Below are 26,157 nucleotides of genomic sequence, written 5' to 3'. Positions count from 1 at the left end.
GCCGTATGTCTGAAGCGCGTTTGACGCAAGCAGCAGACCGTACGGCGATTCGCTGCGGTGCCCACTGGGACCGAGGTCCCGGGTGAGCGTCGCGCGAACGCAACTTACTGGCTTGCGCCCGAAGCAGCAGCCGGAGCCGAAGCGCCTGCATCCGAAGCAGCAGCGCCAGCGTCCGAAGCAGCGGCGGTAGCCGAAGCAGCAGCGTCGCTCGCAGCAGCAGCAGCGCCCGAAGCAGCAGCTGCCGAATCCGAAGCAGCAGCAGCCGGTGCCGAAGCAGCAGCAGCATCGCTAGCCGGCGCAGCAGCTTGGTCGCTGCTCTTGTTGCACGCAGCGAGTGCAACAGCTGCCAGCAGGGATGCTACGAGGAGGGATTTCTTCATGATCACGTCCTTTTATGGTTAAAGGTAAGCAACAGCGCAAAATAATACCGGTAAATGTGCCCCAACACCGACCTGAGCCGCTGGTGGAGACGCACTGCAAGAGCGTGAATCTTCCCTACGGCCTGGCCGGAAATTATAGGCACTTTCGTATCGACCGTCGACAAATCCGGGGACAATACGTTGTCTTTCTCATACAAGCACTATTTTAGTACGGTATAACAGTCCGAAGCGCTTAGGCAAGCACCCCGGTCCGAATCCAGCCCGCACGATACCACTCGTGTAGCAACGCTGTCACACACGAATCGTGTGAGAGTGTTACAAAGCGTTTCCCGTCCATAGAGCGCCTGTCGGCCAGTGCCGGCAGCCACTTTCTCGCCTCTTTGAGCAAGTACTGTTCCCCATTCAGGTAATACGACCGCGAATCGTAAAGCAGGATTGTCCTGCGGTCGAGTGTTATCCCGTTTTTTGCCGCTTGCGCAACGAAACGGGCTTCGTCGAGCGGTCTTTCGGGGGTGTCGAATACTACATTGGCTTTCGGTTCCGACAGCCACGAGCCCACGAACGAGGAGACGTCGGCGTCGCTCCAGCGCACTTTAGCAAGCACGCCGCCAACTCGCTCTACGAGTGCCGCAGGAAGCTGCGCCGGGTGCGCCACGGCCGGCTGGTCGGGGTCGCGGTACAGCGTGTCCTTGCCGTTGCCGTTATCGGCGCCGCGCTCGGCAAGCCAGTAAAGAAACTGGCTCGTCAATTCGTTCGTGGAAGGAGAACGAAAGCCGATCGAGCAAGTCATGCATTCGCCTTCAGCGATGCCGTCGTGCGCGATGTGCGGCGGCAGGTAGAGCATGTCGCCCGGCTCCAGCACCCACTCCTCTTCAGGCTGGAAGTTCGCGAGAATCTTTAGCGGCAGGCCTTCCTGCAGCGAGAGGTCGCGCTGTGCGCCAATGCGCCAGCGGCGCTTGCCATGCACCTGCAGCAGGAAGACGTCATACGAATCGAAGTGCGGGCCGACACCGCCGCCGTCCGATGCGTACGAGATCATGAGGTCGTCGAGCCGCGCGTCGGGCGCGAAGCGAAAGCGCTCGAGGAGGGCACGCGCGCGGTCGTCGTGCAGGTCGGCGCCCTGCACGAGGAGCGTCCACTGGCGGGTCTTCGGAGTAGGCAGTTCGTCCGGCGAGAACGGGCCGTGTTCGAGCGCCCAGCGGCGACGAAAATGTGTGATGAGACGCGATTCGACATCGTCGTTGTCTGCCAGCGCGAAGAGGGCTTCGCGCGAGAGCGGCGCTTCGATGTCGGGAATCGCCTGGCGGATCAACAGTGGCTTTTTCTGCCAGTATTTGCGCATGAACTGCGCCGGTGTCAGGCCGCCCAGAAGCGGCGTGGCAACATCGGGCGCGGGGCATGCCGGGGGGAGGGAGGCGCGCCGCTTGCGCGCGTCCACCGGGTGGTCTGGGGACCGCTTCGGCATCGTATAATGTGGTCTGTAATCTGGAGGATCGAATGAAAATTGCAAAGGACACCGTCGTGTCGGTCGCTTACAAGCTATCGGATGCGCAGGGCAATCTGATCGAGGAAAGCGACGAGCCGATGGTCTATCTGCACGGCGGCTATGATGGCACGTTCCCCAAGATCGAGGAAGTGCTGGACGGGCAGGAGCCGGGCTTCGAGACCCAGATCCAGCTTGATCCGCAGGACGCTTTCGGGGAATACGATCCCGAGCTCGTGAAGATCGAGCCGCGCAACCGCTTCCCCGAGCCACTCGAAGTCGGCATGCAGTTCGAAGGTACGCCCGAAGAAGGCGACGAAGATCTCGACACGCTCATCTATACGGTCACGGATGTTGCCGAAGACAAGGTCGTGCTCGACGGCAACCATCCGCTAGCGGGCATGGCGCTGCGTTTCGCGCTGACGGTCAAGGAAGTGCGCACCGCCACCGAAGACGAAATCGAGCATGAGCACGCGCATGGCGCGGACGGCCTCGAAATCATCGACGAAGACGAAGAAGACGACGGCGACGAAGGCGCCTCGAAACCCACCCTGCACTAATCGCCGCTCAATGCGCGAAGCCGCCTGACGCCGGTGCGCCGGGCGGCTGCAGCTGGACTGGCGGCAGGCCATTGCCGCTGCTGTTTTCACCGCTGTTTGCACCATCCAGGCCGTTCTGGCCATTCGCATCATTCCGACCGTTTAAGCCATTCTGGCCACCCTGCGTGGGCCACGCCGGCACGAGCATGCCGTTTCCGGACGGCGGCAAGGCGGGAGGCACGGCAGTTCCCGATGCGCCAGGCGTGGCGGGCGCGACGTCAGGCGACTGCGGCATGCCGGGAATCTCGGTCACATCCGGCATCGACGACACTTCAGGCATTTCCGGCATCGCGGGCGACGAACCCGCGCCTGGCGTGAACGGCGACGGCTGCACGGGCAACAGCGGTAGATGCTTCGGCACATCGTGCACGCTCACCCGCAGCGGCGTGCGGCGCGCCATGTCGGCGTCCACCTGCAGCCATTGCGTAAGCGGATCGCGCAGTGAGAACGCGATGCGCGTGACGTTTTCTATCTTTGCGCCCTTGTCGTTGCGCAGCGGCTGATCGATCGTGAAGCCATGTGCGAGCTTCGAGTCGTCGGTATTCACGACGATGATCTGGCCGCGGAAAATCTCGGCGAGCTTCACGAGGCTGCGGCGCAGCTCGAGATAGCCGTCGCGCGGTGCGCGGTGAAAGCGCAGCCACGCGAAGCGGTCGGGACGCTCGTAATGCTCGGGCATCGCGTTGCCTTGCATGAAGATGACGATCGCGCGCGCGTTGCGGCGCTTCGCATACTCGGCTGCATGTTCGAGCCAGAAGCCGTTGGCGATCACGCGATCTTCGAACTCGCCGTTGCGTCCACCCGCATTGAGATAGTGATTGTTGCCGTCCGGCACGTTCAACCCGATGAACACGGTGTCGCCGAGCTGCCAGCGCACGTTTTCCCGGTACGGCCGGAAGCGCGAGACTTCGCTCTCGCGCGTGAGCGTCAAGGGAGTTTGGCCGAGCGCGTTGGGATCGGAGAAGAAGTTCTGGCGCAGGAAGTCGAGCCGCTCAGCGGGATCGTAGGCGCCCGAGCCGTTCATGCCGCAGGTGACCCAGTCGCGTTCGCCGGGTACGAACACGAGCGGCGCACGTGACGCATCGAGCAGGTCGTGACGCTGCTCGTAAAGATGGTCGGCACAGGTTTCGCGAGCGCCTTTGAGATTGCCGTCGTAGACCGTGAACGCGATTTGCGGATCGCGTCCGATGGCGTCGATGAGCCGCTGCGCCGACGCTTCCTCGGACTGCGAGGTGAGCGCGTTCGCCACGACCGCGAAGGCATAGCGCGGCGCTTGCGCGAACGCCGCGAGCGGCGAACCCAGCGACGCAGCCAGCATCAACGTGCACGACGCACGGCGCATGATTTTCAGATAGCGCGAGCGGGAACTGCCGCGGCCCGCCGGTTGCGGCGCCCGCGGCAGCGTCGCGAGGCGACGCTTAGCGCTTGGCGTCCGGCGCTGTGGCCAGCTCATGCAGTTCGTACAACAGGTCGAGCGCGTCGCGCGGGCGCAGTTCGTTCGGATCGAGTTCGCGCAGCCGCTGAGCGACGAGCGACGCGCCACGATCCTCTTCGACCGGCACGGCGCGATCCTCCACGAAGGGCGCCTCGTCGTCGTATTCGGCGGCGGGGGCGGCGAACAGGTCGAGTTGCGGCGTGGGCTGCCCCGCCGATTGCTGCTCGAGATGCACGAGATGTTTGCGCGCAGCTCGGATCACGGCGGCAGGCACCCCCGCGAGCTGTGCGACCTGCAGGCCGTAGCTCTGGTTCGCCGGGCCTTCCTGCACCGCGTGCAGGAACACGATGCCGTGGCCATGCTCGACTGCCGAAAGATGCACGTTCGCCGCCTGCGCAAATTCCGCCGGCAGTTGCGTGAGCTCGAAGTAGTGCGTGGCGAAGAGCGTGTGGCAACCGTTGTGCGCGAGCAGATGCCGCGCGATGGCCCACGCGAGCGCGAGGCCGTCGAACGTCGATGTGCCGCGCCCGATCTCGTCCATGAGCACGAGGCTTTGCGGCGTGGCGTCGTTGAGAATGGCCGCGGCTTCGGTCATCTCGACCATGAAGGTCGAGCGGCCGCCCGCGAGGTCGTCGGCGGCGCCGATGCGCGTGAAGATGCGGTCGATCGGCCCGAAGCTCGCGCGCTTTGCCGGCACGTAGCTGCCCACGTAAGCGAGCAGGGCGATGAGCGCGGTCTGTCGCATGAAAGTCGATTTACCGCCCATGTTCGGGCCGGTGATGAGCAGCAGCTTGCGCTCGGCCGAAAGCAGGCAGTCGTTGGCGATGAACTGCTCGACCTGCGCTTCGACCACGGGATGGCGGCCTTGCTCGATCTCGATGCCCGGCGCCTGCGCAAACGTGGGCGCATTCCAGTCCAGCGCGCGGGCGCGTTCCGCGAATGCAGCAAGCAGGTCGAGTTCCGCGAGTGCGGCAGCCACGCGCTGGCAATCGGGAATGAATGGCAGCAGCGACTGCAGCAGCGCGTCGTAGAGCGCCTTTTCGCGCGAAAGCGCGCGTTCCTGCGCCGACAGCGCCTTGTCTTCGAACGTCTTCAGTTCCGGCGTGATATAGCGCTCGGCGTTCTTGAGCGTCTGGCGACGGCGATAGTCGTCGGGAACCTTGTCGGTCTGGCCGCGTGTGACTTCGATATAGAAGCCGTGCACCTTGTTGTACTCGACGCGCAGATTGCCGATGCCGGTGCGCGTACGCTCGCGCGTTTCGAGGTCGAGCAGGAACTGACCGCAGTTCTCGGAGATGTCGCGCAGTTCGTCGAGATCCGCATCGTAGCCGCGTGCGATCACGCCGCCGTCGCGCACCATCGCCGCCGGTTCCGGCGCAACCGCGCGCTGCAGGAGCGCCGCGCACTCGGCGGGCGGTTCGAGCGCCTCGGCAATATGCGCGAGCGACGTGGCCGCGCCGCTTGCGGCTGCGACCTGTTCGCGCAGCGCGGGCAGTGCGGCAAAGGTGTCGCGCAGGCTGGACAGATCGCGCGGGCGCGCGGAAAGCAGCGCAAGGCGCCCGGTAATGCGCTCGACGTCGGCGATCTGGCGCAAGACGCTGCGCAAGGTATCGACGCTCGCGTGCGGCGGCGCCTCGAGCAAGGCGCCGATGGCCTGCTGGCGCATTTGCGCAATCGCGGCTTCGCGCGGCGGGTGATGCAGCCAGTGACGCAGCAAGCGGCTGCCCATGGCCGTGCTGCACGTGTCGAGCAGCGAGCAGAGCGTGGGCGATTCGGTGCCGCGCAGCGTTTCCGTGAGTTCGAGGTTGCGGCGCGTGGCCGGATCGAGTCCGATGTATTCCGATTCGGCTTCGACCTTCAGGCTGCGCACGTGGCGCAGTTGCTGGCCTTGTGTGGCCGCCGCGTAGAGCAGCAGCGCGCCCGCCGCGCCGCATGCGCTCGTGAGCGTTTGCGCGCCGAAGCCGTCGAGGCTTGCCACGTCGAGCTGGTCGCACAGGCGTTGCTTGCCCGAGCCGACGTCGAAGTGCCAGGCCGGCACGCGTGTGAGCGCGCCCGAACCGGCGGGCGGCGCCCAGGCAGCGGTTTCCGCCGGCATTTCCGCGACGAGGATTTCGGCAGGCCGAATGCGCTCGAACGCCGTGGCGACCTGTTCCGGCGCGACTTCCGCGAGACGCAAGGCGCCGCTGGCGAGATTGAGCCACGCGAGGCCCACGTTGACGGTCACGCCGCGCCGGTTGTGGCCGGGGCACACGGCCATCAGGTAGACGTCGTTCTTGTCGGAAAGGAGGGCGGCGTCGGTCAGCGTGCCGGGCGTCACCACGCGCACGACCTTGCGCTCGACCGGACCCTTGGAGGTGGCGGGGTCGCCGATCTGTTCGCAGATCGCCACCGACTCGCCCAGCTTCACGAGCTTCGCGAGATATTGCTCGACCGCGTGATGCGGCACGCCCGCCATCTTGATCGGATTGCCCGCAGATGCCCCGCGCTGCGTGAGCGTGAGGTCGAGCAGGCGCGCGGCCTTCTCGGCGTCTTCGAAGAAGAGCTCGTAGAAGTCGCCCATGCGGTAGAACACGAGCGTGCCCGGATGGTCGGCCTTGATGCGCAGATACTGCTGCATCATGGGGGTGTGTTGCGCGATGTCGGCTGCGCCTGCGGTGTGTGTAGCCATCCTCGGTGTCTTGCTAGGGGTTCAGGGCGTGAGTTTAACGCGCGCCGATTGCATGTAAAGCCAGCCTTTCGGCTAACGCCGTCACAGCGGTTCCCGTCATTCGTCGACCAGCGCCTGCATGTCCACGGTGCGCGCGTTTGCCGCACTGTGCCGCATGGCGAGCCAGATCATCGTGGAAACGAACAGGCCGAACACGACGATGATCCACTGCACGGGAACCTTCGCGGTGAGCAGCAGCGCATACGCGCCGAGCATGAGCAGCACCGCGAGATTCTGGTTGAAATTCTGCACCGCGATCGAGTGGCCCGCCGAAAGCAGCGTCGCGCCGCGATGCTGGAGCAGGGCGTTCATCGGCACGATGAAGAAACCGGCGAGCACGCCGAGCAGCACCATCAGCGGGTAGGCGAAAAGCAGGTAGAAGGGCACGATGAACGTGCCGAAGCGCACGCCAACGCCTTGCGGAAAGAGGCCTTTGCTGTAGAACGCCATGCCGATCGCCACCGCGCCGCACAGTACGCCTACGGGCAGCACGCGCAACGAGGCGCGCAGCGACACCCATGCGGCTGCCGCGCCCGCGCCGAGCGCGATGCCGAGTCCGGTCACGCCCTGCATCACGGCGGCTTTCGAGAGCGAGAGTCCGAGATTCGCGTCGGCCCACTTGAGCACGAGCAGTTGCAGCGTGACCGCCGCGCCCCACATCAGGGTCGTGACCCAGAGTGCGATCTGCGCGAGCTTGTCGGTCCAGAGCACATTGAAGCTATGCGTGAAATCGCCCATGAGACGAGCCGGTTCCCTGAGCCGGTTCTCGTATCGCGCGCCCGTGTCGGGAATGCCGATGTTGATGATCGCGGCGATCACATACGTGACCATGACGGCGAGCATCGCGAGGTCGGCGGCCGAATGGATCGCCGGCCACGGATGGCGCGTGACGAAACGGTCGGCGTAAGTGGAAACGAGTGCGCCGCCCATCATCGTGCCGACGATGGTGGAAAGCACCGTGGCCGATTCGAGCCACGCATTGGCGGCGATGAGCTTTTCGGCCGGCAGCAATTCCGTCAGGATTCCGTACTTTGCAGGTGAGTAAGCCGCCGCGCCGAAGCCGACCACGCCATACGCGATCATCGGATGCACGCCCGCGATCATCAGCAGACAGCCGCACGCCTTGAGCGCGTTCGAGACGAACATGACGTGGCGCTTTTGCAGGGCGTCGGCAAACGCGCCCACGAAAGGCGCGAGCAGTACGTACGAGATCGTGAAAAAGATCTGCAGCAGTGGCGTCACCCAGGCGGGCGAAGCAATCACCGTGAGCAGCGCAATCGCCGCGATGAGGAGCGCGTTGTCGGCGAGCGACGACACGAACTGCGCGGCGATGATCGTGTAGAAGCCTTTTTTCATCGGATGCGTGCGTGGTCCTCTTGCAGCAGGGCGGCGGACGAAACAAAAAAGCGGCCGAAGCCGCTCGATGCGCATGCGTGGGTCAGGCGTGACCTGGCGTGCGCTTTGCACGCATCGCGGGGGAGCCAGGCGTGCACCGCGACGCGCACGGGCGCTTACGCCGCCTTGGGCACGCGCGTGTACTTCGAGAGGATCGGCACCATCTGCGCGTAGATCTTCGGGTTGCCCGCGACGACTTCGCCCATGTGCAGGAAGTCCGAGTCGCCCGTGTAGTTGCCGATCAGGCCGCCGGCTTCCGTCACGAGCAGGCCGCCTGCGGCGACATCCCACGGGTTGAGGCCCTGCTCGAAGAAGCCGTCCATGCGGCCGGCGGCGACGTTGGCCAGATCGAGCGCGGCCGCGCCCGGGCGGCGCAGGCCCGCGCAGGCGTTGGTCATTTCGGCGAACAGTTCGCAGTAGCTGTCGAGGCCGTCCTTTTCGCGGAACGGGAAGCCGGTGCCGATCAGGCCGTCGGCGAGACGGTCGCGGCGGCCCACGCGGATGCGGCGGTCGTTCAGGAACGCGCCGCGGCCGCGCGATGCGGTGAAGAGATCGTTGCGCGTCGGGTCATAGACCACGGCCTGCGTGACGAGGCCCTTGTGTGCGAGCGCGATCGAGACGCAGTAGTACTGGAAGCCGTGGATGAAGTTGGTGGTGCCGTCGAGCGGATCGATGATCCACTGGTATTCGGACTCGTTCTCCGACTGCCCCGATTCCTCGGCAAGGATGGCGTGGTCGGGGTAGGCGGTCTTGAGCGTTTCGATGATGGCGGCTTCAGCCGCCTTGTCGACTTCCGTGACGAAATCGTTGTGCTGCTTCTTCGCGACCTGCACGAGGTCGAGGTCGAGCGACGCACGGTTGATGATCTGTCCGGCGCGGCGCGCGGCCTTGACAGCGATGTTGAGCATGGGATGCATGAGCCAGGATCCTTGTTGTCCGGCGCTCGCGAAGGCGGGACGCGCGCCGGTGGTGCAAAAGATAAAAGCGTCTAACGATTGGACAGGGCGCGGGCCTCGAATGGACCTGCGGAACCTGTCCCGTCAACGGAGACGAATTGGATAAGAGCGGGGCGCGGCGGCGCTGTTGGCCAGCGACTTGCCGGGCGCCTGGCGGTCAGCCACACGGCTGCACGATTCGCCCGACGCGCGCGAAACCGCCATTTTACCCGAGTATCGGCGATTCCATGGCTTCTCTCGGGCGGGATATCGGGATTTCTATGGATATGACGTTCGCGGCAGGAAGCGCATGAGCACACATCGCCGCGGCGCCGGGCGCGCTAACATAGACATTTCAATCTCCTTTTCGCGGTTAGAGAACCATCTTGGCGCACCCCGATTCACCCGATTCCCACGCAACTCCCCACGCTGCGGCGCCGGCTTGCGGCGACGCCCACGAGCCGCTGCGCGGCGGCTTCACGTCTACCCGCTTCGTGCTCGTCGAGCCGAGCCACCCCGGCAACGTCGGCGCGGCCGCGCGCGCGCTGAAGACCATGGGATTCTCGCGCCTCGTGCTGGTGGCGCCGCGCGTGCCGCAGGTCCACTGCGACCCGGAAGCCATTGCCATGGCGAGCGGCGCCGACGACGTGCTCGCGGCCGCCCACATCGTGCCGACGCTTGCCGATGCGCTGGCGGGCGTGCAATGGTCGCTCGCGCTCACAGCGCGCACGCGCGAGTACGGGCCGCCGCCCGCAGCGCCGCGCGAGGCGGTGCAGGACGCCTGCCGCCAGGCGGTGCACGGCGGCGACATCGCGCTCGTGTTCGGCAACGAACGCACGGGCCTGTCGAACGACGACGTCGAGCGCTGCAGCGCGCTTGCGCATATTCCGGCCAATCCCGCCTATAGCTCGCTCAATCTGGCCCAGGCGGTTCAGGTGCTCGCCTACGAGCTGCGCCTCGCGTACCTCGGGGAGAGCGCACCCGCCGCCGCGCTGCCGGCGGCTGGCGGTGCGGGCGGCGCCGCCCCGCTTCCGGCCGGGTCGCCGCTCGCGACGAGCGACGACATCGAGCGCATGTACGTGCACCTCGAGAACGCGCTCATCGCGCTCGAGTTTCTCGACCCCGCCAATCCGAAGAAGCTGATGTCGCGGCTGCGGCGGCTCTTCGCCCGCTCGGGGCTCGAGCGCGAGGAGGTCAATATCGTGCGTGGCATCGCCAAGCACATCCTCCTGCTCAAGGGCAAAGGCGACGGCAAGGGCGAGATCCGCTGATCCTCTGTGTCGGCGCGGCTGCGCGCGCCGGCGCAAACCTTGCCGCCGACGGGGGCTTCCGACCTCGAATCGGCTTTGCGCCTACAATCGGCTGAAAACCGGCGAAAAATTCATAAGCAAATGCGCGCGGCTGCAATAGCCGTTGCGTCGCTTGCACGCACGCTGCGGCGTCGCGCGGCCGCCATTCCCATGTTTCATCCGTTTTTAGCGTGACAGCCATGTTCAAGAGACTTCGCGAAGACATTGCCACGATCCGCGAGCGCGACCCCGCCGCCCGCAGCGCGTGGGAGGTCCTGACCTGTTATCCGGGTCTGCACGCGCTCGTGCTGCATCGCTTCGCGCATGCGTGCTGGCTCGCCAGGCGCCGCTGGCTCGCGCGCTACATTTCGCAGATCGCGCGTTTTCTGACGGGCATCGAGATCCATCCGGGCGCGACCGTCGGCAGGCGCGTGTTCATCGATCACGGCATGGGCGTGGTGATCGGCGAGACGGCCGAGGTCGGCGACGACTGCACGATCTACCAGGGCGTGACGCTCGGCGGCACGTCGCTCACGCGCGGCGCGAAGCGCCACCCGACGCTGGGGCCGGGCGTGATCGTCGGTGCGGGCGCAAAGGTGCTCGGCGGCTTCACGGTGGGCGCCGCGGCGAAAATCGGCTCGAACGCCGTGGTCGTGAAGCCGGTGCCGGAAGGGGCTACGGCGGTAGGCAACCCCGCACGCGTCGTCGCGCCCGCGAAGACCGCGCCGGTGCAGGCCAAACCGGCCTCGGCGCGAGAGGGCTTTTGCGCCTATGGCATCACGCCCAATGCCGACGACCCGGTTTCGCTCGCGATTCACGGCCTGATCGACCACGCGGCTACGCAGACGCAGCGCGTCGATGCGATCGTCGTCGCGCTCGAGCGGCTCGGCGCGCGACTCGAGGCGCTCCATGGCGCCGATGCGGCGCTCGCCGAATTGCGGCGTCTATCCGAGGGGCTCGAATGCGGCGGCCCGCAAGCCGAAGCGTCGAGCCGCGAAGAGGAGAAGGCGCCTGCGCGCGTTTGAGGCGTGGCGCCAGGAGGGCGCTAGAGCGAGGCGCTAAAAGTAAAGGCGGCGCACCTCAGTCCAGCGGCAAGACCCTGAAGCCTTCGGCATCCACGCGCAGATAGCCGCCACGCGGCTTGCCGTGATCGAGATCCCAGTCGGGCAAGACCCAACGCGTGCCGCCGGGCTCCTGGTGGCGCGCCGGCCGATGTGTGTGGCCGTGCACGATGGTGTTCGCGCGCGCACGCTTGAAGAGCGCCGCAACGCCTTTGACCGTGACGTCGTACTTCGGCAGGCGCGGGCCGCTGCGTTTGCTTTCGCTCGCGCGACGCGCGCGCTCGGCGATCGCTCGCCGCCAGCGAAACGGCCAGGCAAGAAACAGCAGCTGCACGAGCCGGTTGCGCGCGAGCTTGCGGAAGACCTGATAGCCGTGATCGTCGGTGCACATCGCGTCGCCGTGCGCGAGTGCGAGGCGCGTGCCGAACGCGGTGATCGCGATGGGGTCGGGCAGCCAGATCGCGCCCGCGGCTTTCATGAAGCGCTTGCCCATCAGAAAGTCGCGGTTGCCGTGCATGATGTAGAGCGCGATGCCGCGCTCGGAGAGCGTATGCATCAGCGCAGCCATGCGCGCGGGGAACGGATCGGTGAGCATGTCGTCACCGATCCAGTATTCGAAGAGGTCGCCGAGTATGAATACCGAGTCGGCCTGATCGGCCGTGACCCGGATGAAGCGCTCGAACGCGGCGACCGTACGCGGAATCCCTTCATTCAGATGCACATCGGAAATGAACAGAAACGGACGAGCCGCGTGGGGGCGCTTGCCCTCGCCGGGCACGCCCGCGGCAGCGTGTCGTAAAGCCTTTTCCTGCAGCATCGATGAAGGGTGTGCGTGAGAGTTGTACGAAGCTTATTCGACGACGACAGCCTTCTCGATCACGACGTCGTCGACCGGCACGTCCTGATGGAAGCCCTTCGAGCCCGTCTTGACCTTCTTGATCTTGTCGACCACTTCGAGGCCTTCCACGACCTTGCCGAACACGGCGTAGCCCCAGCCTTGCGGCGTCGGCGACGAGTGGTTCAGGAAGTCGTTGTCGGCGACGTTGATGAAGAACTGCGCCGACGCCGAGTGCGGGTCGTTGGTGCGCGCCATGGCGATGGAGCCGCGCTCGTTCTTCAGGCCGTTGTTCGCTTCGTTTTCGATCGGCGCTTCGGTCGGCTTTTGCTTCATGCCGGCGTCGAAGCCGCCGCCCTGGATCATGAACCCGTCGATGACGCGGTGAAACACCGTGCCGTCATAGTGGCCGCTCTTCACATAGTTGAGGAAGTTGGCGACCGTCTTCGGGGCCTTCTCGGCGTTCAGTTCGAGCTTGATGACGCCGTGGTTCGTGTGCAGTTCGACCATGATGGAATCCTTTGCCTGTGGCGGGGGGAATGAACGTCGCTGCATCGGCAAGAGGCGGGGCGTGTTGCCCAACGCGTGTGCCGGCGCCGCGACGTGCGACGGGTGAGGGCGGCGCTGCCGCCCGGTTAGTCGATGATTAACTGGCGTGTTGCCGGCGTGCTTACTTGCCGACGACGGTCGCCGACTCGATCACGATTTCCTTTTGCGGCACATCGGACATCGGGCCGCGCGAGGTGGTGGGCGCCGCTTCGATCTTCTTCACGACGTCCATGCCTTGCGTGACCTTGCCGAACACGGCATAGCCGTTGCCGTCCGGGTTCGGATAGTCGAGGCCGGCGTTATCCACCGTGTTGATGAAGAACTGAGCGGTGGCCGAATTCGGGTCGCTCGTGCGCGCCATCGCGATCGTGCCCGTGAGGTTCTTCAGGCCATTCCTGCTTTCGAGCGCGATCGGCGCGCGCGTGGGCTTCTCGACGAAGCTTTGCGTATAGCCGCCGCCCTGGATCATGAAGCCGCGAATGACGCGATGAAAGATCGTGCCGTTGTACTGGCCAGCCTTCACGTACTGCAGGAAATTGTCGACGGTCTTCGGCGCTTTCTCCGGATAGAGCTCGACGCGAATGTCGCCTTCACTGGTCTTGAAGAGCACTTGCGGATGCGCGGCGGCCGGCTGGCCGTTTTGTGCAAAGGCGGGTGCGTTCGCGATCAGGGCGGCGCTGCCGAGCGCCAACATCAACCATTTCATGAGTATCCTCGGAAGTGCGGGAAAAACGTGTCGCGGCGCGCACGCTGCGCGCCAGATGTTAGTTCGACGGCGCCACGAAAGGCGGCATCGCGAGCGATCCCGTCGAGCCGCCGAACTGGTACGCCGGGTTGCTGAGCGCGGGCACGATGGCCGACGGGCTCGCTGCCGATGCGCTTTCTGCCGCTGCCGCGGCCGACTTCTTTTGCGCGGGCGGCGGCGAGATGATCTTCGCGATGTCGGCCTGGCGCTGCTGCGTGGTGCCGCTTGCATGGCCAAGCGTTTGCGCGCGGCGGTATGACGCGTCGGCCAGACGCAGGTAAAGGTCGCCGAGATTTTCCCAAGCGAGTCCGTACGACGGGTTCGCCTTCACCGCGGTTTCGAGCGCGACGCGCGCCTCGTCGTAGCGGCCATGCTTCGCGTAAAGCGCCGCGAGATTGTTGTAAGGCTCGGGCAATTCGGGGTAGAGCTGCGTGAGTTCGGTGAACGCCTCGATCGCGTCGTCGTCGCGGTTCAGGCGCGCGAGAATGGTCGCGCGCTTGAACTTCGCCTGCACGTCGCGCGGGTTCGTCTTGATGCGCGCGTCGAGCTGGCTGAGCGCGCCAGCCCAGTCGTGCTGGCTGATCGCGGCGTCGGCGCCGGGTGTGGCGTCGGAGGTCGCCGGAGGCGCGGCATGCGCGATGCTGACACTGCACAGCACGATCGCGACGCTCGAGAGAGCCGACGCGGCAAGGGTCGCAGCACGGGGCGCGCGGCCGCTGGAAGGTTTCATAGGGTGAGGTCGCGGTGTTATACTCCGAGCCATTCTAACAAAAGGTCTGTGCGTTTCGTCGCGCGCTTTGTCCCTCGCCCGTTTCATTCGTATTCCGGGCGCGCTGCGCGAGTCGCCAGGCTTTCTAACGCCACTCGTGGTCGTCTCCGCCCCGATAGCAACCTGGTTGCAGTCCGGTCGCCGACAGACAGCAGCCTGAGCAATGCGGGCATCACCCGCTGGCTGCGGTCGGCGCCGCCGCGGATTTCTTTCGACCCACGTATCCATCGCCTTTATGGAATCACTGCGCATCTACAACACGCTCGCGCGTGACAAGCAAAATTTCGTGCCACTCGAGCCCGGCGTCGTGCGTATGTACGTCTGCGGGATGACGGTGTACGACTATTGTCATGTCGGGCATGCGCGTGTGATGGTGGTGTTCGATATCGTGCAACGCTGGCTGCGCGCGCTCGGCTACAACGTGACCTATGTGCGCAACATTACCGATATCGACGACAAGATCATTCGTCGTGCGGTAGAAAACGGCGAGACGATCAAGCAGCTCACCGACCGTTTCATCGCAGCGCTGCACGAAGACGCGGACGCGCTCGGCATCGAGCGTCCCGATCACGAGCCGCGCGCGACGCAGTACATTCCGCAGATGCTCGACATGATCGGCAAGCTCGAGCGCAACGGCTACGCGTACCAGGGCGCGGACGGCGACGTGAACTACGCGGTGCGCAAGTTCGCGAACTATGGCGCGCTCTCCGGCAAGTCGATCGAAGACCTGCGCGCGGGCGAACGTGTGGCGACGAACGATGCCAAGCAGGATCCGCTTGACTTCGTGCTCTGGAAACAGGCAAAACCGCAAGAGCCGGCCGACACGAGCTGGGATTCGAAATATGGACGCGGGCGTCCGGGCTGGCATATCGAATGCTCGGCGATGGGCTGCACGTTGCTCGGCGAGCACTTCGACATTCACGGCGGCGGTCAGGATCTGCAGTTTCCGCACCATGAGAACGAGATTGCGCAGAGCGAAGGCGCGACCGGCAAGACGTTCGTCAATACGTGGATGCATAACGGCTTCGTGAATATCGACAACGAGAAGATGTCGAAGTCGCTCGGCAACTTCTTCACGATCCGCGAAGTGCTGGCGAAGTACGATGCCGAAGTGGTGCGCTTCTTCATGGCGCGCGCGCATTACCGCTCGCCGCTGAATCACAGCGACGCGCATCTCGACGACGCGCGCAACGCGCTCACCCGTCTTTACACGGCGTTGAAAGACGTGACGCCGGACGCGGGCGAGCTTGACTGGAACGAGCCGTACGCGCAACGTTTTCGTGCGGCAATGAACGACGATTTCAACACGCCGGTGGCGATCGCCGTGCTGTTCGAACTCGCGAGCGAGGTGAACCGTACGCGCGACGCCATGCTCGCGCGTCAGTTGCAACGTCTCGCACGTGTGATCGGGCTGCTCGTGCGCGAGCCGCGCGTGTTCCTGCAACAGGCCGCGGGCGCACAAGATGCAGGCGCGCTCGACGTGGCAGCGATCGAAGCGAAGATCGCGGCGCGCACGGCGGCCAAGCAGGCGAAGCAATATGCGGAGGCGGACCGGATTCGGGCCGAACTGCTCGAAGCCGGTGTCGCGCTCGAAGACAAACCGGGCGGGTTGACCGAGTGGCGCCGCGTGTAAGCGGGCTGTCCAGTTTCCACTGATCGATTCGCGAGGCAGGAGGCAGGATGGCAACGGCCACGAAGACGCAGACCAGGCGGTCTGCGTCGCTAACGGGCGGAACTGCGGGCGCACCCGCAGGTGCAAAGCGTGCGCTCAATGGAGCGGGCGGCAAGGCGGCGACAAGGCCGGCTGCGAAGACGGCGCGCGGGAAAACCAACGGCGCGTCCGGCTCGCACGAAGTGCTCGACGGCGCGGCAATCGAGGCTGCGCTCTCCAATGGTCCGGCGGCACTCGAAGCCGTGGAGCCTGCGGCGAACGCGCTGGGCGATCTCGAATTCGAAGTGCAGCGTCCCGACTATTGGGACAAGGCGTGCGCGGACCTCGTCAAGCGTGACCGCATTCTCAAGAAGCTGATTCCGAAGTTCGGTCCCGTGCATTTGTTGAGCCGCGACGATCCGTTCGTCACGCTCGCACGTTCGGTGGTCGGCCAGCAGATTTCGACGGCGGCGGCGCAGGCGCTGTGGCAGCGTGTGGAAGCCGCATGCCCGAAGCTCATGCCGCAGCAGTTCCTGAAACTCGGTCACGAGAAGCTCGCCGCGTGTGGCCTCTCGAAACGCAAGACGGAATACATCCTCGATCTCGCGCAGCATTTCGTCTCGGGTGCGCTGCACGTCGGCAAGTGGACGTCGATGGACGACGAAGACGTGATCGCGGAGCTCACGGCGATTCGCGGCATTGGCCGCTGGACCGCCGAGATGTTCCTGATCTTCAATCTCGCACGCCCGAATGTGCTGCCGCTCGACGATCTGGGCCTGATCCGCGCGATCAGCGTCAACTATTTCAGTGGCGAGCCGGTCACGCGCAGCGAAGCGCGCGAAGTCGCGGCCAACTGGGAGCCGTGGCGTACCGTCGCGACCTGGTATATGTGGCGCAGCCTCGAGCCGTCGTGAGGCCCGGGGCTGTCGTCAGCGTCTGAGAAAAATGCTATCGATCGAAGAAATCGATAGTTCTGAGCCGATTTCGGCGCGGGCTGGCGCGGTTAGAATACGCGCTGCCGCAAAGTGAAGGATTCCCACACATGAAGACCACGTTTCTGGATTTCGAACAGCCGATCGCTGAACTGGAAGCGAAGATCGAAGAACTGCGCTTCGTTCAGGACGATTCGGCCGTCGATATTTCGGAAGAAATCGAGCGGCTGTCGAAGAAGAGCCAGCAACTCACGAAGGACCTCTATGCGAACCTGAGCCCGTGGCAGGTTTCGCAGATCGCGCGTCATCCGCAGCGTCCGTACACGCTCGATTACGTGCACGAGCTTTTTACCGATTTTCACGAACTCCATGGCGACCGCTCGTTCGCGGACGACCTTTCCGTCGTCGGCGGCCTCGCGCGCTTCAATGGCCAGGCCTGCATGGTGATCGGCCACCAGAAGGGCCGTGACACGAAGGAGCGCGCCGCGCGCAACTTCGGCATGCCGCGCCCAGAAGGCTATCGCAAGGCCGAACGCCTGATGCGTCTCGCCGAAAAATTTGGCCTGCCCATCTTCACGTTCGTCGACACGCCGGGCGCGTACCCGGGCATCGGCGCGGAAGAGCGCGGCCAGTCGGAAGCCATTGGCCGCAATCTCTATGTGATGGCCGAACTCAAGACGCCGATCATCACGACGATCATCGGCGAAGGCGGTTCGGGCGGCGCGCTCGCTGTGGCCGTGGCCGATACCGTCATGATGCTGCAGTTCTCGACCTACTCGGTGATTTCGCCGGAAGGCTGCGCGTCGATTCTCTGGAAGAGCGCCGCGAAGGCGCCGGAAGCTGCGGAAGCGCTGGGCCTCACGGCGCACCGTCTCAAGGCGCTGGGCCTCATCGACAAGATCGTGAACGAGCCGCTCGGCGGCGCGCATCGGGACCCGAAGGGCATGGCCGCGCTGCTGCGCCGCGCGCTCGCCGACTCGCTGCGCCAGTTCCAGGGCATGAGCATCGCCGATCTGAAGCAGCGCCGTTTCGAGCGCCTGATGGCCTACGGCAAGTTCAAGGAAACGACGCCGGGCGCATAAGGCGCGCGACGTCAACGTTCCTCGACGTCTGCGGTCGTGCTGTGACCGACCATCCCGAATCCGACGCCGGGCGCATCGTTCTCGATGCGCTCGGCGTTGTGCTTTCCACGCTTGCCGACGACGCACGCATCGCGATCGCGTATAGCGGCGGGCTCGACTCGTCCGTGCTGCTGGACGCCGCGGTGCGGGCGGCGGGCGCACAGCGTCTCGTCGCACTGCATGTGCATCACGGCCTGAGCCCGAACGCCGACGCATGGCTTTCCCATTGCGAGGTAACCGCGCGCGCGTACGGCGTGACGTTCGACGCGAGGCGCGTAGAGTTGGCGCGCGACGACGCGGCCGGCGTCGAGGCGGCTGCCCGCGACGCGCGCTACCGCGCGCTCGACGCGATGTGCGCGGCGCACGGCGTGCAGGCGCTCTGGCTCGCGCAGCATGCGGACGATCAGGCGGAGACGGTGCTGCTGCAGTTGCTGCGCGGCGCCGGGCTCGCGGGGCTCGCGGCGATGGCGCCGGCACGTGCGAGCGCGAATGGCGTGGCGCGCATGCGGCCACTGCTCGCGCTGTTGCGCATGCAACTGGAGCGCTATGCGCGCGCGCACGGCCTGCACTGGATCGACGACGAATCGAACGACGACACGCGCTACGCGCGCAACGCCTTGCGTCACGACGTGATGCCGGCGCTTTCGGCTCATTTTCCTGGCTATCGCGATGCGCTCGCGCGCACGGCGGCGCATGCAGCTGCTTCGCAGCGTCTGCTCGACGATCTCGCGCGCATCGATTTGCGCGACGTCGGACGCGAGGGCGACCGCGCGCTTTCACATGCCGCGCTGCTCGCGCTCGACGATACACGCGCCCTCAATGTGCTGCGTTACTGGATGCGCTCGCTTGGCCTGCCGGCGGCGTCGACCGCGCGGCTTGCGGATCTGTTGCGGCAGTTGCGCGACGTTGCGCGCGATGACCCGAATGGCCATGCGTTGCGCGTCGATCACGCCGGACATCGCTTGCGCGCGTATCGCGGCATCGTTTCGTGGGAAGCCATGCGGGCGCGCGACGAACGCGCAGGCGAGGGCGCCGCTCATGCACGCGCGCCCGTGTCGTTGAACTGGCGCGGCGAGGAAGTCTGGCGGCTGCCGTCATGGCGCGGGACCTACGTTTTCGCGCCCGCCGCTCCCGACGATGCCGACGCCGTTCCCGAGCACGTGCTCACGAGCGCGCCGCTCGTCGCGCGCGAGCGCAGCGGCGGCGAGCGCTTGCGCGACGAAGCCGCGCACGTGAGCCGCACGCTCAAGAACCTGTTCCAGACGCGCGGCGTGCCAGCATGGGAGCGCGACGTGCCGTTGCTCTATGTGGGCGAGACGCTGCTGTTCGTGCCCCGTATCGGCGTGAACCGGTCGGCGTTCGGCGCGACGCCCGGCGAGCCTGACGCGGCCTGGCGACGCATCGAATGGCGCAAGGATGTGCTGATCGCCTGAAGTCGCGTCGCCGTCATCGATCAATTCGCAGACTGGCATCGCGATCGTTCCCCCGCAAATCCTTGCCACACAAGCCTTTTTCGGCCTATGCGAGCGTGTTCTGTCTTGTAATTTCGGCGTCAATCGGGTAGTGTAAGTCGTTTGTCCAGCCCGCTTTTTCGCGTTCACGGACGCCGTCAAAAGCGGCGTGTCTCGTGAAGGCGCGATTTTTCCTTCGAGCGGTATCCGACGGTTGCAGGGACGTCGTAGCGGCATGCGGGCAGGGCGCGAGTGCAAGGCACCAGCGCGCGTCGACACGATGCGCCGGCCTTCGCGCCCCTGAGGCAAAACCCCGCGCGTGCTGCACGCGCTGAAGCCGCCGCCGTGGCCCCAAGGCGTCCGGGCGGCCCGGTTCTTCAGTGCGCCAGCGCGGTAACATCTCCAGTTCAGAACGACAATGGCACTCATCGTACACAAATACGGCGGCACCTCGATGGGCTCGGTCGAGCGCATCAAGAACGTCGCCAAGCGCGTCGCCAAATGGCACAAGGCCGGCCACAAGATGGTCGTCGTGCCTTCGGCGATGTCCGGCGAAACCAATCGTCTGCTCGGTCTCGCGAAAGAAATTTCGCCGCAGCCCAGCCCGCGCGAGCTCGACATGATTGCGTCGACCGGTGAGCAGGTGAGCGTCGGCCTTTTGTCGATCGCCCTGCAGGAAGCAGGCGTCGACGCCATCAGCTACACCGGCTGGCAAGTGCCGGTCAAAACCGACAGCTCGTTCACCAAGGCCCGCATCAACGACATCGACGGCGAGCGCGTGCTGGCCGATCTCGACGAAGGCAAGGTGGTCGTGATCACGGGCTTCCAGGGCATCGACCCGGAAGGCCACATCACCACGCTCGGGCGCGGCGGCTCGGACACGTCGGCAGTTGCAGTCGCAGCGGCGCTGAAGGCCGACGAATGCCTGATCTATACGGACGTCGACGGCGTCTACACGACCGACCCGCGTGTGGTCGACGACGCACGCCGTCTCGACCGCATTACGTTCGAAGAGATGCTGGAAATGGCCAGCCTCGGCTCGAAAGTGCTGCAGATCCGCTCGGTGGAATTCGCGGGCAAGTATCAGGTGAAGACGCGTGTGCTCTCCAGCCTGACCGACCCGATGATGAACCTCGACGAGGAGATGTCCTCGGGCACCCTGATTACTTTTGAAGAAGACGAGACCATGGAAAAAGCAGTCATCTCGGGTATCGCGTTCCAGCGCGACGAGGCCCGCATCATCGTGATGGGCGTGCCCGACAAGCCCGGTATCGCGTATCAGATCCTCGGCCCGGTGGCGGACGCTAACATCGACGTCGACATGATCATCCAGAACCAGAGCGTGGCCGGCAAGACCGACTTCACGTTCACGGTGCCGCGCGGCGACTATCAGCGCGCCATCGATGTGCTGAACAACCAGGTGAAGGGTCACGTGAGCGCGGAGCAGGTGCTCGGCGACGCGAAGGTGTCGAAGGTTTCGGTGGTCGGCGTGGGCATGCGTTCGCACGTGGGCGTGGCGAGCAAGATGTTCCGCACGCTTTCGGAAGAGGGCATCAACATCCAGATGATCTCGACCTCGGAGATCAAGATTTCGGTACTGATCGACGAGAAGTACATGGAGCTGGCAGTGCGCGCGCTGCACAAGGCGTTCGACCTCGAGCACGCGTAAACGTGCCGTGTTTGCGCGGCCGTTGCGCCGCGTTTGTGTTGTGTGACGAGGATGTGACGCGGTTTTTCCGCTCGATTCCGATGCACGATGCCGCGCCCGAGGTTCGTTGTGCGCTTGCAGAAAAAACTTTGCAAAAAAGCGTCGTATGAATTGACCGGAAGGCGCTAACCCGCTATTATCTTGGCTTCGTTGCGCTGCCTCCCTGGCGCGAACGAAGTTTTTGGGAGACGTGGCCGAGAGGTCGAAGGCACTCCCCTGCTAAGGGAGCATCTGGGCCAAAACCTGGATCGAGGGTTCGAATCCCTCCGTCTCCGCCAGTAATGGCGGTGGAAACCCCGCAAGTCTCGGCTTGCGGGGTTTTTGTTTTTTGGGTCGCAAATTACTCGATGTGAGGAGGCAATAAGTCGTCGCTCGAAGGCAGGGAAGAAGCACTGCGAGAATCGTCAGGAATGCCAGGCAAATTGCGGTGGCGCACCGGAGCGCAAAGGTTTCGCATTGAGGCGCCGATAAATGGACTGGGGTTCGCGAGTCGTGCGAAGTCTCCTGCACACCGGCGCAAGCGATGCTATTCTGCCCGGCGCTGTTGGCCATCCGCCGCCCAGTGTAACGAGACGTAACGACATCGAACGCAGGCCAGGTTCGTGCATCAGTTATTACAAGTTTGAAATACGCGGGCGAAAGCCGTGCGTTATATTGGCTTGAACAAAACATCAAATCCGAAAGGTGAGTCCATGAAGTTCCCACGTGTTGTTGCAATGCTGCTCGGGGGCGTGGCTATCGGCGCATCGAGCGTTGCTATGGCTGGCGTGAGCGTTGGTGTCAACATCGGTATTCCGGCCCCGGTTTATGTCGCTCCGCAACCGGTCTACGCGCCGCCTCCGCCGCCGGTCGTCTATCAGCCGGCTCCTGTTTATGCCGCGCCACCGGCCATCGTCATCGGCTGGCACGGTGACCGTTACTGGGACGGCCGCCGCTACTGGGGGCGCGACGACTGGTATCGCCACCACGGCGGCTATGACGGCCCGGGCCGCGGACACTACGACCGCGGCCACTACGACCGCGACCACGGCGGTCCTCCGGGACACTGGCACTAGCCGCGAGGCTCGTTGCCGGCGTGGTGCGCGTGACACGGCGCGCATGGCACATCGAACGCCACGCCAAAAGAAAAGCCGCCCAGTGGGCGGCTTTTGCATTCTTGCCGTTGCGCGCGCAACGATGCGCGCGCAACGCGAAGAGAGGCTTACTCGAGGCCGGCCATGCCGCCAACCACCGCGTTGAAGCCGGAGTCGACGTGCATGATCTCGGCGGTCACGCCGGCTGCCAGATCGGAGAGCAGGAACGCGGCGGAATTGCCGACCTGCTCGATGGTCACGTTACGCTGCAGCGGGGCGTTCTGTGCGACGAAGTCGAGAATCTTGCCAAAGCCCTTGATACCGCTTGCCGCGAGCGTCTTGATCGGGCCGGCGGAGATGCCGTTCACGCGCACGCCTTGCGTACCGAGCGCCACCGCGAGATAACGCACGCTCGCTTCGAGTGCGGCTTTCGCGACGCCCATGGTGTTGTAGTTCGGGATCGCGCGCTCTGCGCCGAGATAGGTCAGCGTCAGCAGCGAAGCGTTCTGGGCGAGCATCGGCTTGGCGGCCTTGGCGAGCGCCGGGAAGCTGTATGCCGAAATGTCGTGCGCAATGCGGAAGTTCTCGCGCGTCATGCCGTCGAGGAAGTCACCCGCGATCGCCTCGCGCGGCGCGAAGCCGATCGAGTGGACGAGGCCGTCGAGCGTATCCCAGTGTTGCTTGAGGTCCGTGAAGAGCGCTTCGATTTGCGCGTCGTCGGCCACATCGCAAGGGAACACCAGGTTGCTGCCAAATTCCTGTGCGAACTCGGTGATACGGTCCTTGAAGCGGTCGCCGACGTACGTGAACGCCAGTTCCGCGCCTTCGCGCTTGCATGCCTGCGCGATGCCGTACGCGATCGAACGGTTCGACAGCAGGCCGGTCAACAGGATACGTTTGCCAGCGAGGAAGCCCATGAATTCTCCTAAATCAGGTCAATGCGCCAGCGCCTGTGGGGGCGGCGCCGCGTGGTTTGGGTAGAATTCTCTCACAACTGACAAGGCAGCCTGGACAATTACCGATCTATGACGACAGGAACGCGAGGCAGGACGGCGCTCGGCGCGCTTGGGGCAACCGTTCCTGCGGTTCGGTTCGCACTTGCCAAAAGGCTGGCGGCGATGTGTCTTGCGCTCGGATGCGGGCTGCTGGCCATGCCGAGCGCGCACGCGGTCTACGCCATTGCGCAGTACGGCGAGCCCAAATATCCGCAAGGATTCCCGCACTTCGACTACGTGAATCCGGATGCGCCCAAGGGCGGCACGCTCGTCCTCGCCAATCCCGACCGCCTCACGAGTTTCGACAAGTTCAACCCGTTCACGCTACGCGGCAACGCGGCCCCGGGGCTCGGCATGCTGTTGGAGAGCCTCACGACGGGGAGCCTCGACGAAGTGGCCTCGGCCTATGGTTTGCTCGCCGACGACATCCGCATCGCGCCCGACGGGCTTTCGGTGACCTTCCACATCAACCCGAAGGCGCGCTTCTCGAACGGCGACCCGGTGACTGCCGAAGACGTGAAGTTCTCGCTCGACACGCTCAAGAGCCGCCAGGCCGCGCCCTCCATGCAGGCGTATTTCAGCGAGATCACGCGCGCGGTGGTGGTCGATCCCGCGACGATCCGCTTCGAGTTCCGCAGTAACAACCGCGAGCTGCCGCTCATCGCGGGTGGCATGCCGGTGTTCTCGCACAAGTGGGGCTTGCGCCCGGACGGCAGCCGCGTCGCCTTCGATCAGCTCGCGTTCGAGCAGCCGATCGGCAGCGGCCCGTATGTGATCGACCGCTACTCGAACGGTCGCACGATCACCTACAAGCTCGACCCCAACTACTGGGGCAAGGACCTGCCGGTGCGCCTGGGCACCAACAACTTCGAGCGCGTTACCTACAAGCTCTATTCGGATGACGTGGCCCGCCTCGAGGCCTTCAAGGCGGGCGAGTACGACGCGCTCGTCGAATACGTGGCGCGCAACTGGGTGCGGCGCGATGTCGGCAAGCGCTTCGACAGCGGCGAGCTCATCAAGCGCGAGTTCCCGCAGCACAACGGCACCGGCATGCAGGGCTTCGTCATGAATCTGCGCAGGCCCGTGTTCCAGGACGTGCGCGTGCGCCGCGCCCTCGATCTCGCGCTCGACTTCCCGTGGCTCAACCGCATGCTGTTCTATAGCCAGTACCGTCGCATCGACAGCTGGTTCGCGAACACGCAACTGCAGGCAAAGGGGCTGCCATCGCCTGGCGAACTTGCCTTGCTCGAGCCGTGGCGCAAGTCGCTCGATCCCGCCGTGTTCGGGCCGCCGCCCTCGCAGCCCGATACGACCCCGCCGGGCTCGCTGCGAGCAAATCTGCTCAAGGCGCGTGCGCTGCTCGCCGAAGCCGGTTGGACCTATCGCGACGGCGCGCTGCGCAACGCGAAGGGCGAGCCGTTCACGTTCGAGGTGCTCGACGACACGAGCGCTTCGGCGCAGTGGGCGCCGATCATGGCGCAGTACACGCAGGCGCTCAGGCGCCTTGGCATCCAGGTGAACTATCGCTCGGTCGATTTCGCGCTCTACCAGAAGCGGCTCGACGCCTTCGACTTCGACATGACGACCATCAAGTTCCCCGACGTCCAGGTGCCGGGCGCGGAGCAGGTCGATCGCTTCGGCAGCAAGGCCGCCGACGAGCCGGGCTCGGGCAATCTGCTGGGCCTGAAGTCGCCGGCCGTCGACGCGATCCTCAAGGCGCTCACGCGGGCGCAGACGCTCCAGCAACTGCTCGACGCCACGCATGCGCTCGACCGGGTGCTGATGCACGGCTACTATGTGGTGCCGCAGTGGTACGGCGCGACGCACCGGGTGGCGTTCAAGAACACGCTGGCCTATCCGGCGAAGTTGCCGCTGTACTATGGTGCGAACGACTGGATCATCTCGACGTGGTGGTTCAAGCCGCAGTCCGCGCCACAGGCGACGGGTCATTAACGACGGACACGACGGAAAGCATCGAAATCATGTGGAGCTACATCGTCAAACGCCTGCTGCTGATGATCCCGACGCTGCTCGGCGTGCTTACGCTGACCTTCGGCGTGATCCAGTTCGTGCCGGGCGGTCCCGTCGAACAGGCGGTGCGCGAATTGCGGCGGGGCGCGGAGCAGGGCATGCCGTTCGGCATGCGCGCGCATTCGGGCGTGGACGCGCAGCAGATCGCGCAGCTCAAGCAGCTTTACGGCTTCGACAAGCCGCCGCTGCAACGCTATTTCCTGATGCTCGGGCGCTTTGCGCGCTTCGATCTCGGACAGAGCTATTTCCATCACCAGAGCGTGTGGTCGCTGATCATTTCCAAGCTGCCGGTGTCGATCAGCATCGGCCTCTGGACCTTCTTTCTCACTTATCTGATATCGGTGCCGTTGGGCATCGCGAAGGCGGTGCGCAACGGCTCGCGGTTCGACCTCGTGACGAGTCTCGTCGTGCTCGTCGGTTACGCCATTCCGGGCTTCGTGCTGGGCGTGCTGTTGCTCGTGCTGTTCGGCGGCGGCTCGTTCCTGCAGCTTTTCCCGCTGCGCAATCTCACGTCTGACAACTGGGACACGCTCTCGCTCGGCGGCAAGATTCTCGACTATCTCTGGCACATCACGCTGCCCGTGACGGCGTCGGTCGTGGGCAGTTTCGCCGTCACGACCATGCTGACCAAGAACGCCTTTCTCGAAGAGATTCGCCGCCAATACGTGCTGACCGCGCGCGCGAAAGGGCTCTCGGAGCGCACCGTGCTCTGGAAGCACGTCTTTCGCAACGCGCTGCTGCCGCTCGTGGTGGGGTTCCCGGCGGCGTTCATCGGCGCGTTCTTCACCGGCAGCCTGCTGATCGAAACGCTTTTCTCGCTCGACGGGCTCGGCCTGCTTTCGTACGAATCCGTCGTGCGGCGCGACTATCCGGTCGTGCTGGGCACGCTGTACCTCTTCACGTTGATCGGACTGCTAACCAAACTGATTTCCGATCTGTGCTACGTGTGGGTCGATCCCCGCATCCAATTCGAACAACTGGAGCGCTGAGTTGAACCGAGTCCGCGCTGGCGC

General features: G+C 64.9%; 22 protein-coding genes and 1 tRNA gene. 12 read left to right on the top strand and 11 right to left on the bottom strand.

What is annotated here, in order from left to right; all coding sequences use genetic code 11:
• Positions 1–104 precede the first annotated feature (104 nt).
• Together AB3X99_RS17850 and AB3X99_RS17845 are read right to left on the bottom strand one after the other, a co-directional pair.
• A complete protein-coding gene (locus AB3X99_RS17850) occupies positions 105–380 on the bottom strand; it encodes a hypothetical protein (RefSeq protein ID WP_081771656.1) in 276 nt (91 codons plus the stop codon).
• A gap of 232 nt (positions 381–612) precedes the next feature.
• Positions 613–1,845, bottom strand: coding sequence for a cupin domain-containing protein (locus tag AB3X99_RS17845; RefSeq protein WP_368617661.1), 1,233 nt, complete (start codon positions 1,843–1,845; stop codon positions 613–615).
• Between the two features lie 32 nt (positions 1,846–1,877).
• Here AB3X99_RS17845 and AB3X99_RS17840 point away from each other — a divergent pair, with 32 nt between their 5' ends.
• Entirely contained in the window at positions 1,878–2,423 is a 546-nt protein-coding gene (locus tag AB3X99_RS17840) for a peptidylprolyl isomerase (RefSeq protein ID WP_069265565.1), read from the top strand.
• 7 nt (positions 2,424–2,430) lie between these two features.
• On the opposite strand, the gene AB3X99_RS17835 is transcribed toward AB3X99_RS17840, so the two are convergent.
• From AB3X99_RS17835 to AB3X99_RS17820, 4 genes are all read right to left on the bottom strand, one after another.
• Complete coding sequence (locus AB3X99_RS17835; RefSeq protein WP_368617660.1) at positions 2,431–3,915, bottom strand: hypothetical protein; 1,485 nt, start codon at positions 3,913–3,915, stop codon at positions 2,431–2,433.
• Positions 3,881–6,565, bottom strand: coding sequence for a DNA mismatch repair protein MutS (gene mutS, locus AB3X99_RS17830; RefSeq protein WP_069265567.1), 2,685 nt, complete (start codon positions 6,563–6,565; stop codon positions 3,881–3,883). Before mutS ends, AB3X99_RS17835 begins: the two co-directional genes overlap by 35 nt.
• Before the next feature lie 96 nt (positions 6,566–6,661).
• Positions 6,662–7,960 carry a lysophospholipid transporter LplT gene (gene lplT, locus AB3X99_RS17825; RefSeq protein WP_368617659.1) on the bottom strand — a complete coding sequence of 433 codons (1,299 nt, stop codon included), beginning with the start codon at positions 7,958–7,960 and terminating at the stop codon, positions 6,662–6,664.
• A 155-nt stretch (positions 7,961–8,115) separates the two neighbouring features.
• Positions 8,116–8,916 carry an inositol monophosphatase family protein gene (locus tag AB3X99_RS17820; protein ID WP_266227414.1) on the bottom strand — a complete coding sequence of 267 codons (801 nt, stop codon included), beginning with the start codon at positions 8,914–8,916 and terminating at the stop codon, positions 8,116–8,118.
• 482 nt (positions 8,917–9,398) lie between these two features.
• Between AB3X99_RS17820 and AB3X99_RS17815 the strand changes: the two genes are divergently transcribed.
• Complete coding sequence (locus AB3X99_RS17815) at positions 9,399–10,205, top strand: RNA methyltransferase (protein WP_141710715.1); 807 nt, start codon at positions 9,399–9,401, stop codon at positions 10,203–10,205.
• A gap of 218 nt (positions 10,206–10,423) precedes the next feature.
• Positions 10,424–11,248, top strand: a complete 825-nt coding sequence (gene cysE, locus AB3X99_RS17810; protein WP_368617658.1) for a serine O-acetyltransferase — start codon at positions 10,424–10,426, stop codon at positions 11,246–11,248.
• A gap of 55 nt (positions 11,249–11,303) precedes the next feature.
• Here cysE and AB3X99_RS17805 read toward each other — a convergent pair whose 3' ends face one another.
• The 4 genes from AB3X99_RS17805 to AB3X99_RS17790 form a co-directional block, all read right to left on the bottom strand.
• Positions 11,304–12,101: a UDP-2,3-diacylglucosamine diphosphatase gene (locus AB3X99_RS17805; RefSeq protein ID WP_069265572.1), complete on the bottom strand. Its 798-nt coding sequence runs from the start codon at positions 12,099–12,101 to the stop codon at positions 11,304–11,306.
• A gap of 33 nt (positions 12,102–12,134) precedes the next feature.
• Positions 12,135–12,629 (bottom strand): peptidylprolyl isomerase, encoded by a 495-nt coding sequence (locus AB3X99_RS17800; RefSeq protein ID WP_069265573.1) that lies wholly within the window; start codon positions 12,627–12,629, stop codon positions 12,135–12,137.
• A gap of 160 nt (positions 12,630–12,789) precedes the next feature.
• Complete coding sequence (locus tag AB3X99_RS17795; protein ID WP_069265574.1) at positions 12,790–13,374, bottom strand: peptidylprolyl isomerase; 585 nt, start codon at positions 13,372–13,374, stop codon at positions 12,790–12,792.
• Between the two features lie 58 nt (positions 13,375–13,432).
• Positions 13,433–14,143 carry a M48 family metallopeptidase gene (locus tag AB3X99_RS17790; protein ID WP_069265575.1) on the bottom strand — a complete coding sequence of 237 codons (711 nt, stop codon included), beginning with the start codon at positions 14,141–14,143 and terminating at the stop codon, positions 13,433–13,435.
• 274 nt (positions 14,144–14,417) lie between these two features.
• On the opposite strand from AB3X99_RS17790, the gene cysS reads away from it, so the two are divergent.
• The 7 genes from cysS to AB3X99_RS17755 all read left to right on the top strand — a co-directional run bounded on the left by cysS (position 14,418) and on the right by AB3X99_RS17755 (position 22,100).
• A complete protein-coding gene (cysS, locus tag AB3X99_RS17785) occupies positions 14,418–15,815 on the top strand; it encodes a cysteine--tRNA ligase (protein ID WP_069265576.1) in 1,398 nt (465 codons plus the stop codon).
• Between the two features lie 47 nt (positions 15,816–15,862).
• Positions 15,863–16,747 carry a DNA-3-methyladenine glycosylase gene (locus AB3X99_RS17780; RefSeq protein WP_069265577.1) on the top strand — a complete coding sequence of 295 codons (885 nt, stop codon included), beginning with the start codon at positions 15,863–15,865 and terminating at the stop codon, positions 16,745–16,747.
• Positions 16,748–16,875: 128 nt separating this feature from the next.
• Entirely contained in the window at positions 16,876–17,847 is a 972-nt protein-coding gene (locus tag AB3X99_RS17775; protein ID WP_028204107.1) for an acetyl-CoA carboxylase carboxyltransferase subunit alpha, read from the top strand.
• A 41-nt stretch (positions 17,848–17,888) separates the two neighbouring features.
• Entirely contained in the window at positions 17,889–19,319 is a 1,431-nt protein-coding gene (gene tilS / locus AB3X99_RS17770; protein ID WP_368617657.1) for a tRNA lysidine(34) synthetase TilS, read from the top strand.
• A 436-nt stretch (positions 19,320–19,755) separates the two neighbouring features.
• Positions 19,756–21,006, top strand: a complete 1,251-nt coding sequence (locus tag AB3X99_RS17765; RefSeq protein ID WP_069265579.1) for an aspartate kinase — start codon at positions 19,756–19,758, stop codon at positions 21,004–21,006.
• Between the two features lie 223 nt (positions 21,007–21,229).
• A tRNA-Ser gene (locus AB3X99_RS17760) sits at positions 21,230–21,323 on the top strand.
• Between the two features lie 414 nt (positions 21,324–21,737).
• Positions 21,738–22,100 (top strand): hypothetical protein, encoded by a 363-nt coding sequence (locus AB3X99_RS17755; protein WP_342945862.1) that lies wholly within the window; start codon positions 21,738–21,740, stop codon positions 22,098–22,100.
• A 146-nt stretch (positions 22,101–22,246) separates the two neighbouring features.
• On the opposite strand, the gene fabI is transcribed toward AB3X99_RS17755, so the two are convergent.
• On the bottom strand, positions 22,247–23,035 hold the full coding sequence (gene fabI, locus AB3X99_RS17750) for an enoyl-ACP reductase FabI (protein ID WP_368617656.1): 789 nt from the start codon (positions 23,033–23,035) through the stop codon (positions 22,247–22,249).
• A 201-nt stretch (positions 23,036–23,236) separates the two neighbouring features.
• Between fabI and AB3X99_RS17745 the strand changes: the two genes are divergently transcribed.
• Both AB3X99_RS17745 and AB3X99_RS17740 read left to right on the top strand, forming a co-directional pair.
• Entirely contained in the window at positions 23,237–25,066 is a 1,830-nt protein-coding gene (locus AB3X99_RS17745) for an extracellular solute-binding protein (protein WP_368617655.1), read from the top strand.
• A gap of 29 nt (positions 25,067–25,095) precedes the next feature.
• Positions 25,096–26,133 carry a microcin C ABC transporter permease YejB gene (locus AB3X99_RS17740; protein ID WP_028204101.1) on the top strand — a complete coding sequence of 346 codons (1,038 nt, stop codon included), beginning with the start codon at positions 25,096–25,098 and terminating at the stop codon, positions 26,131–26,133.
• Positions 26,134–26,157: the final 24 nt, after the last annotated feature.

This window comes from Paraburkholderia sp. BR10882 (assembly GCF_040948855.1).
Lineage (GTDB): Bacteria > Pseudomonadota > Gammaproteobacteria > Burkholderiales > Burkholderiaceae > Paraburkholderia > Paraburkholderia nodosa_A.
The sequence above is the reverse complement of the archived record's forward strand: the minus strand, read 5'-3'. Positions and strand labels throughout refer to the sequence as shown.

What these genes read in the sequence shown, in the direction of transcription:
- AB3X99_RS17850 (WP_081771656.1), bottom strand. Translation starts at nt 380, where the DNA reads ATGAAGAAATCCCTCCTCGTAGCATCCCTGCTGGCAGCTGTTGCACTC.
- AB3X99_RS17845 (WP_368617661.1), bottom strand. Translation starts at nt 1,845, where the DNA reads ATGCCGAAGCGGTCCCCAGACCACCCGGTGGACGCGCGCAAGCGGCGC.
- AB3X99_RS17840 (WP_069265565.1), top strand. Translation starts at nt 1,878, where the DNA reads ATGAAAATTGCAAAGGACACCGTCGTGTCGGTCGCTTACAAGCTATCG.
- AB3X99_RS17835 (WP_368617660.1), bottom strand. Translation starts at nt 3,915, where the DNA reads ATGAGCTGGCCACAGCGCCGGACGCCAAGCGCTAAGCGTCGCCTCGCG.
- mutS (WP_069265567.1), bottom strand. Translation starts at nt 6,565, where the DNA reads ATGGCTACACACACCGCAGGCGCAGCCGACATCGCGCAACACACCCCC.
- lplT (WP_368617659.1), bottom strand. Translation starts at nt 7,960, where the DNA reads ATGAAAAAAGGCTTCTACACGATCATCGCCGCGCAGTTCGTGTCGTCG.
- AB3X99_RS17820 (WP_266227414.1), bottom strand. Translation starts at nt 8,916, where the DNA reads ATGCATCCCATGCTCAACATCGCTGTCAAGGCCGCGCGCCGCGCCGGA.
- cysE (WP_368617658.1), top strand. Translation starts at nt 10,424, where the DNA reads ATGTTCAAGAGACTTCGCGAAGACATTGCCACGATCCGCGAGCGCGAC.
- AB3X99_RS17805 (WP_069265572.1), bottom strand. Translation starts at nt 12,101, where the DNA reads ATGCTGCAGGAAAAGGCTTTACGACACGCTGCCGCGGGCGTGCCCGGC.
- AB3X99_RS17800 (WP_069265573.1), bottom strand. Translation starts at nt 12,629, where the DNA reads ATGGTCGAACTGCACACGAACCACGGCGTCATCAAGCTCGAACTGAAC.
- AB3X99_RS17795 (WP_069265574.1), bottom strand. Translation starts at nt 13,374, where the DNA reads ATGAAATGGTTGATGTTGGCGCTCGGCAGCGCCGCCCTGATCGCGAAC.
- AB3X99_RS17790 (WP_069265575.1), bottom strand. Translation starts at nt 14,143, where the DNA reads ATGAAACCTTCCAGCGGCCGCGCGCCCCGTGCTGCGACCCTTGCCGCG.
- cysS (WP_069265576.1), top strand. Translation starts at nt 14,418, where the DNA reads ATGGAATCACTGCGCATCTACAACACGCTCGCGCGTGACAAGCAAAAT.
- AB3X99_RS17780 (WP_069265577.1), top strand. Translation starts at nt 15,863, where the DNA reads ATGGCAACGGCCACGAAGACGCAGACCAGGCGGTCTGCGTCGCTAACG.
- AB3X99_RS17775 (WP_028204107.1), top strand. Translation starts at nt 16,876, where the DNA reads ATGAAGACCACGTTTCTGGATTTCGAACAGCCGATCGCTGAACTGGAA.
- AB3X99_RS17765 (WP_069265579.1), top strand. Translation starts at nt 19,756, where the DNA reads ATGGCACTCATCGTACACAAATACGGCGGCACCTCGATGGGCTCGGTC.
- AB3X99_RS17755 (WP_342945862.1), top strand. Translation starts at nt 21,738, where the DNA reads ATGAAGTTCCCACGTGTTGTTGCAATGCTGCTCGGGGGCGTGGCTATC.
- fabI (WP_368617656.1), bottom strand. Translation starts at nt 23,035, where the DNA reads ATGGGCTTCCTCGCTGGCAAACGTATCCTGTTGACCGGCCTGCTGTCG.
- AB3X99_RS17745 (WP_368617655.1), top strand. Translation starts at nt 23,237, where the DNA reads ATGTGTCTTGCGCTCGGATGCGGGCTGCTGGCCATGCCGAGCGCGCAC.
- AB3X99_RS17740 (WP_028204101.1), top strand. Translation starts at nt 25,096, where the DNA reads ATGTGGAGCTACATCGTCAAACGCCTGCTGCTGATGATCCCGACGCTG.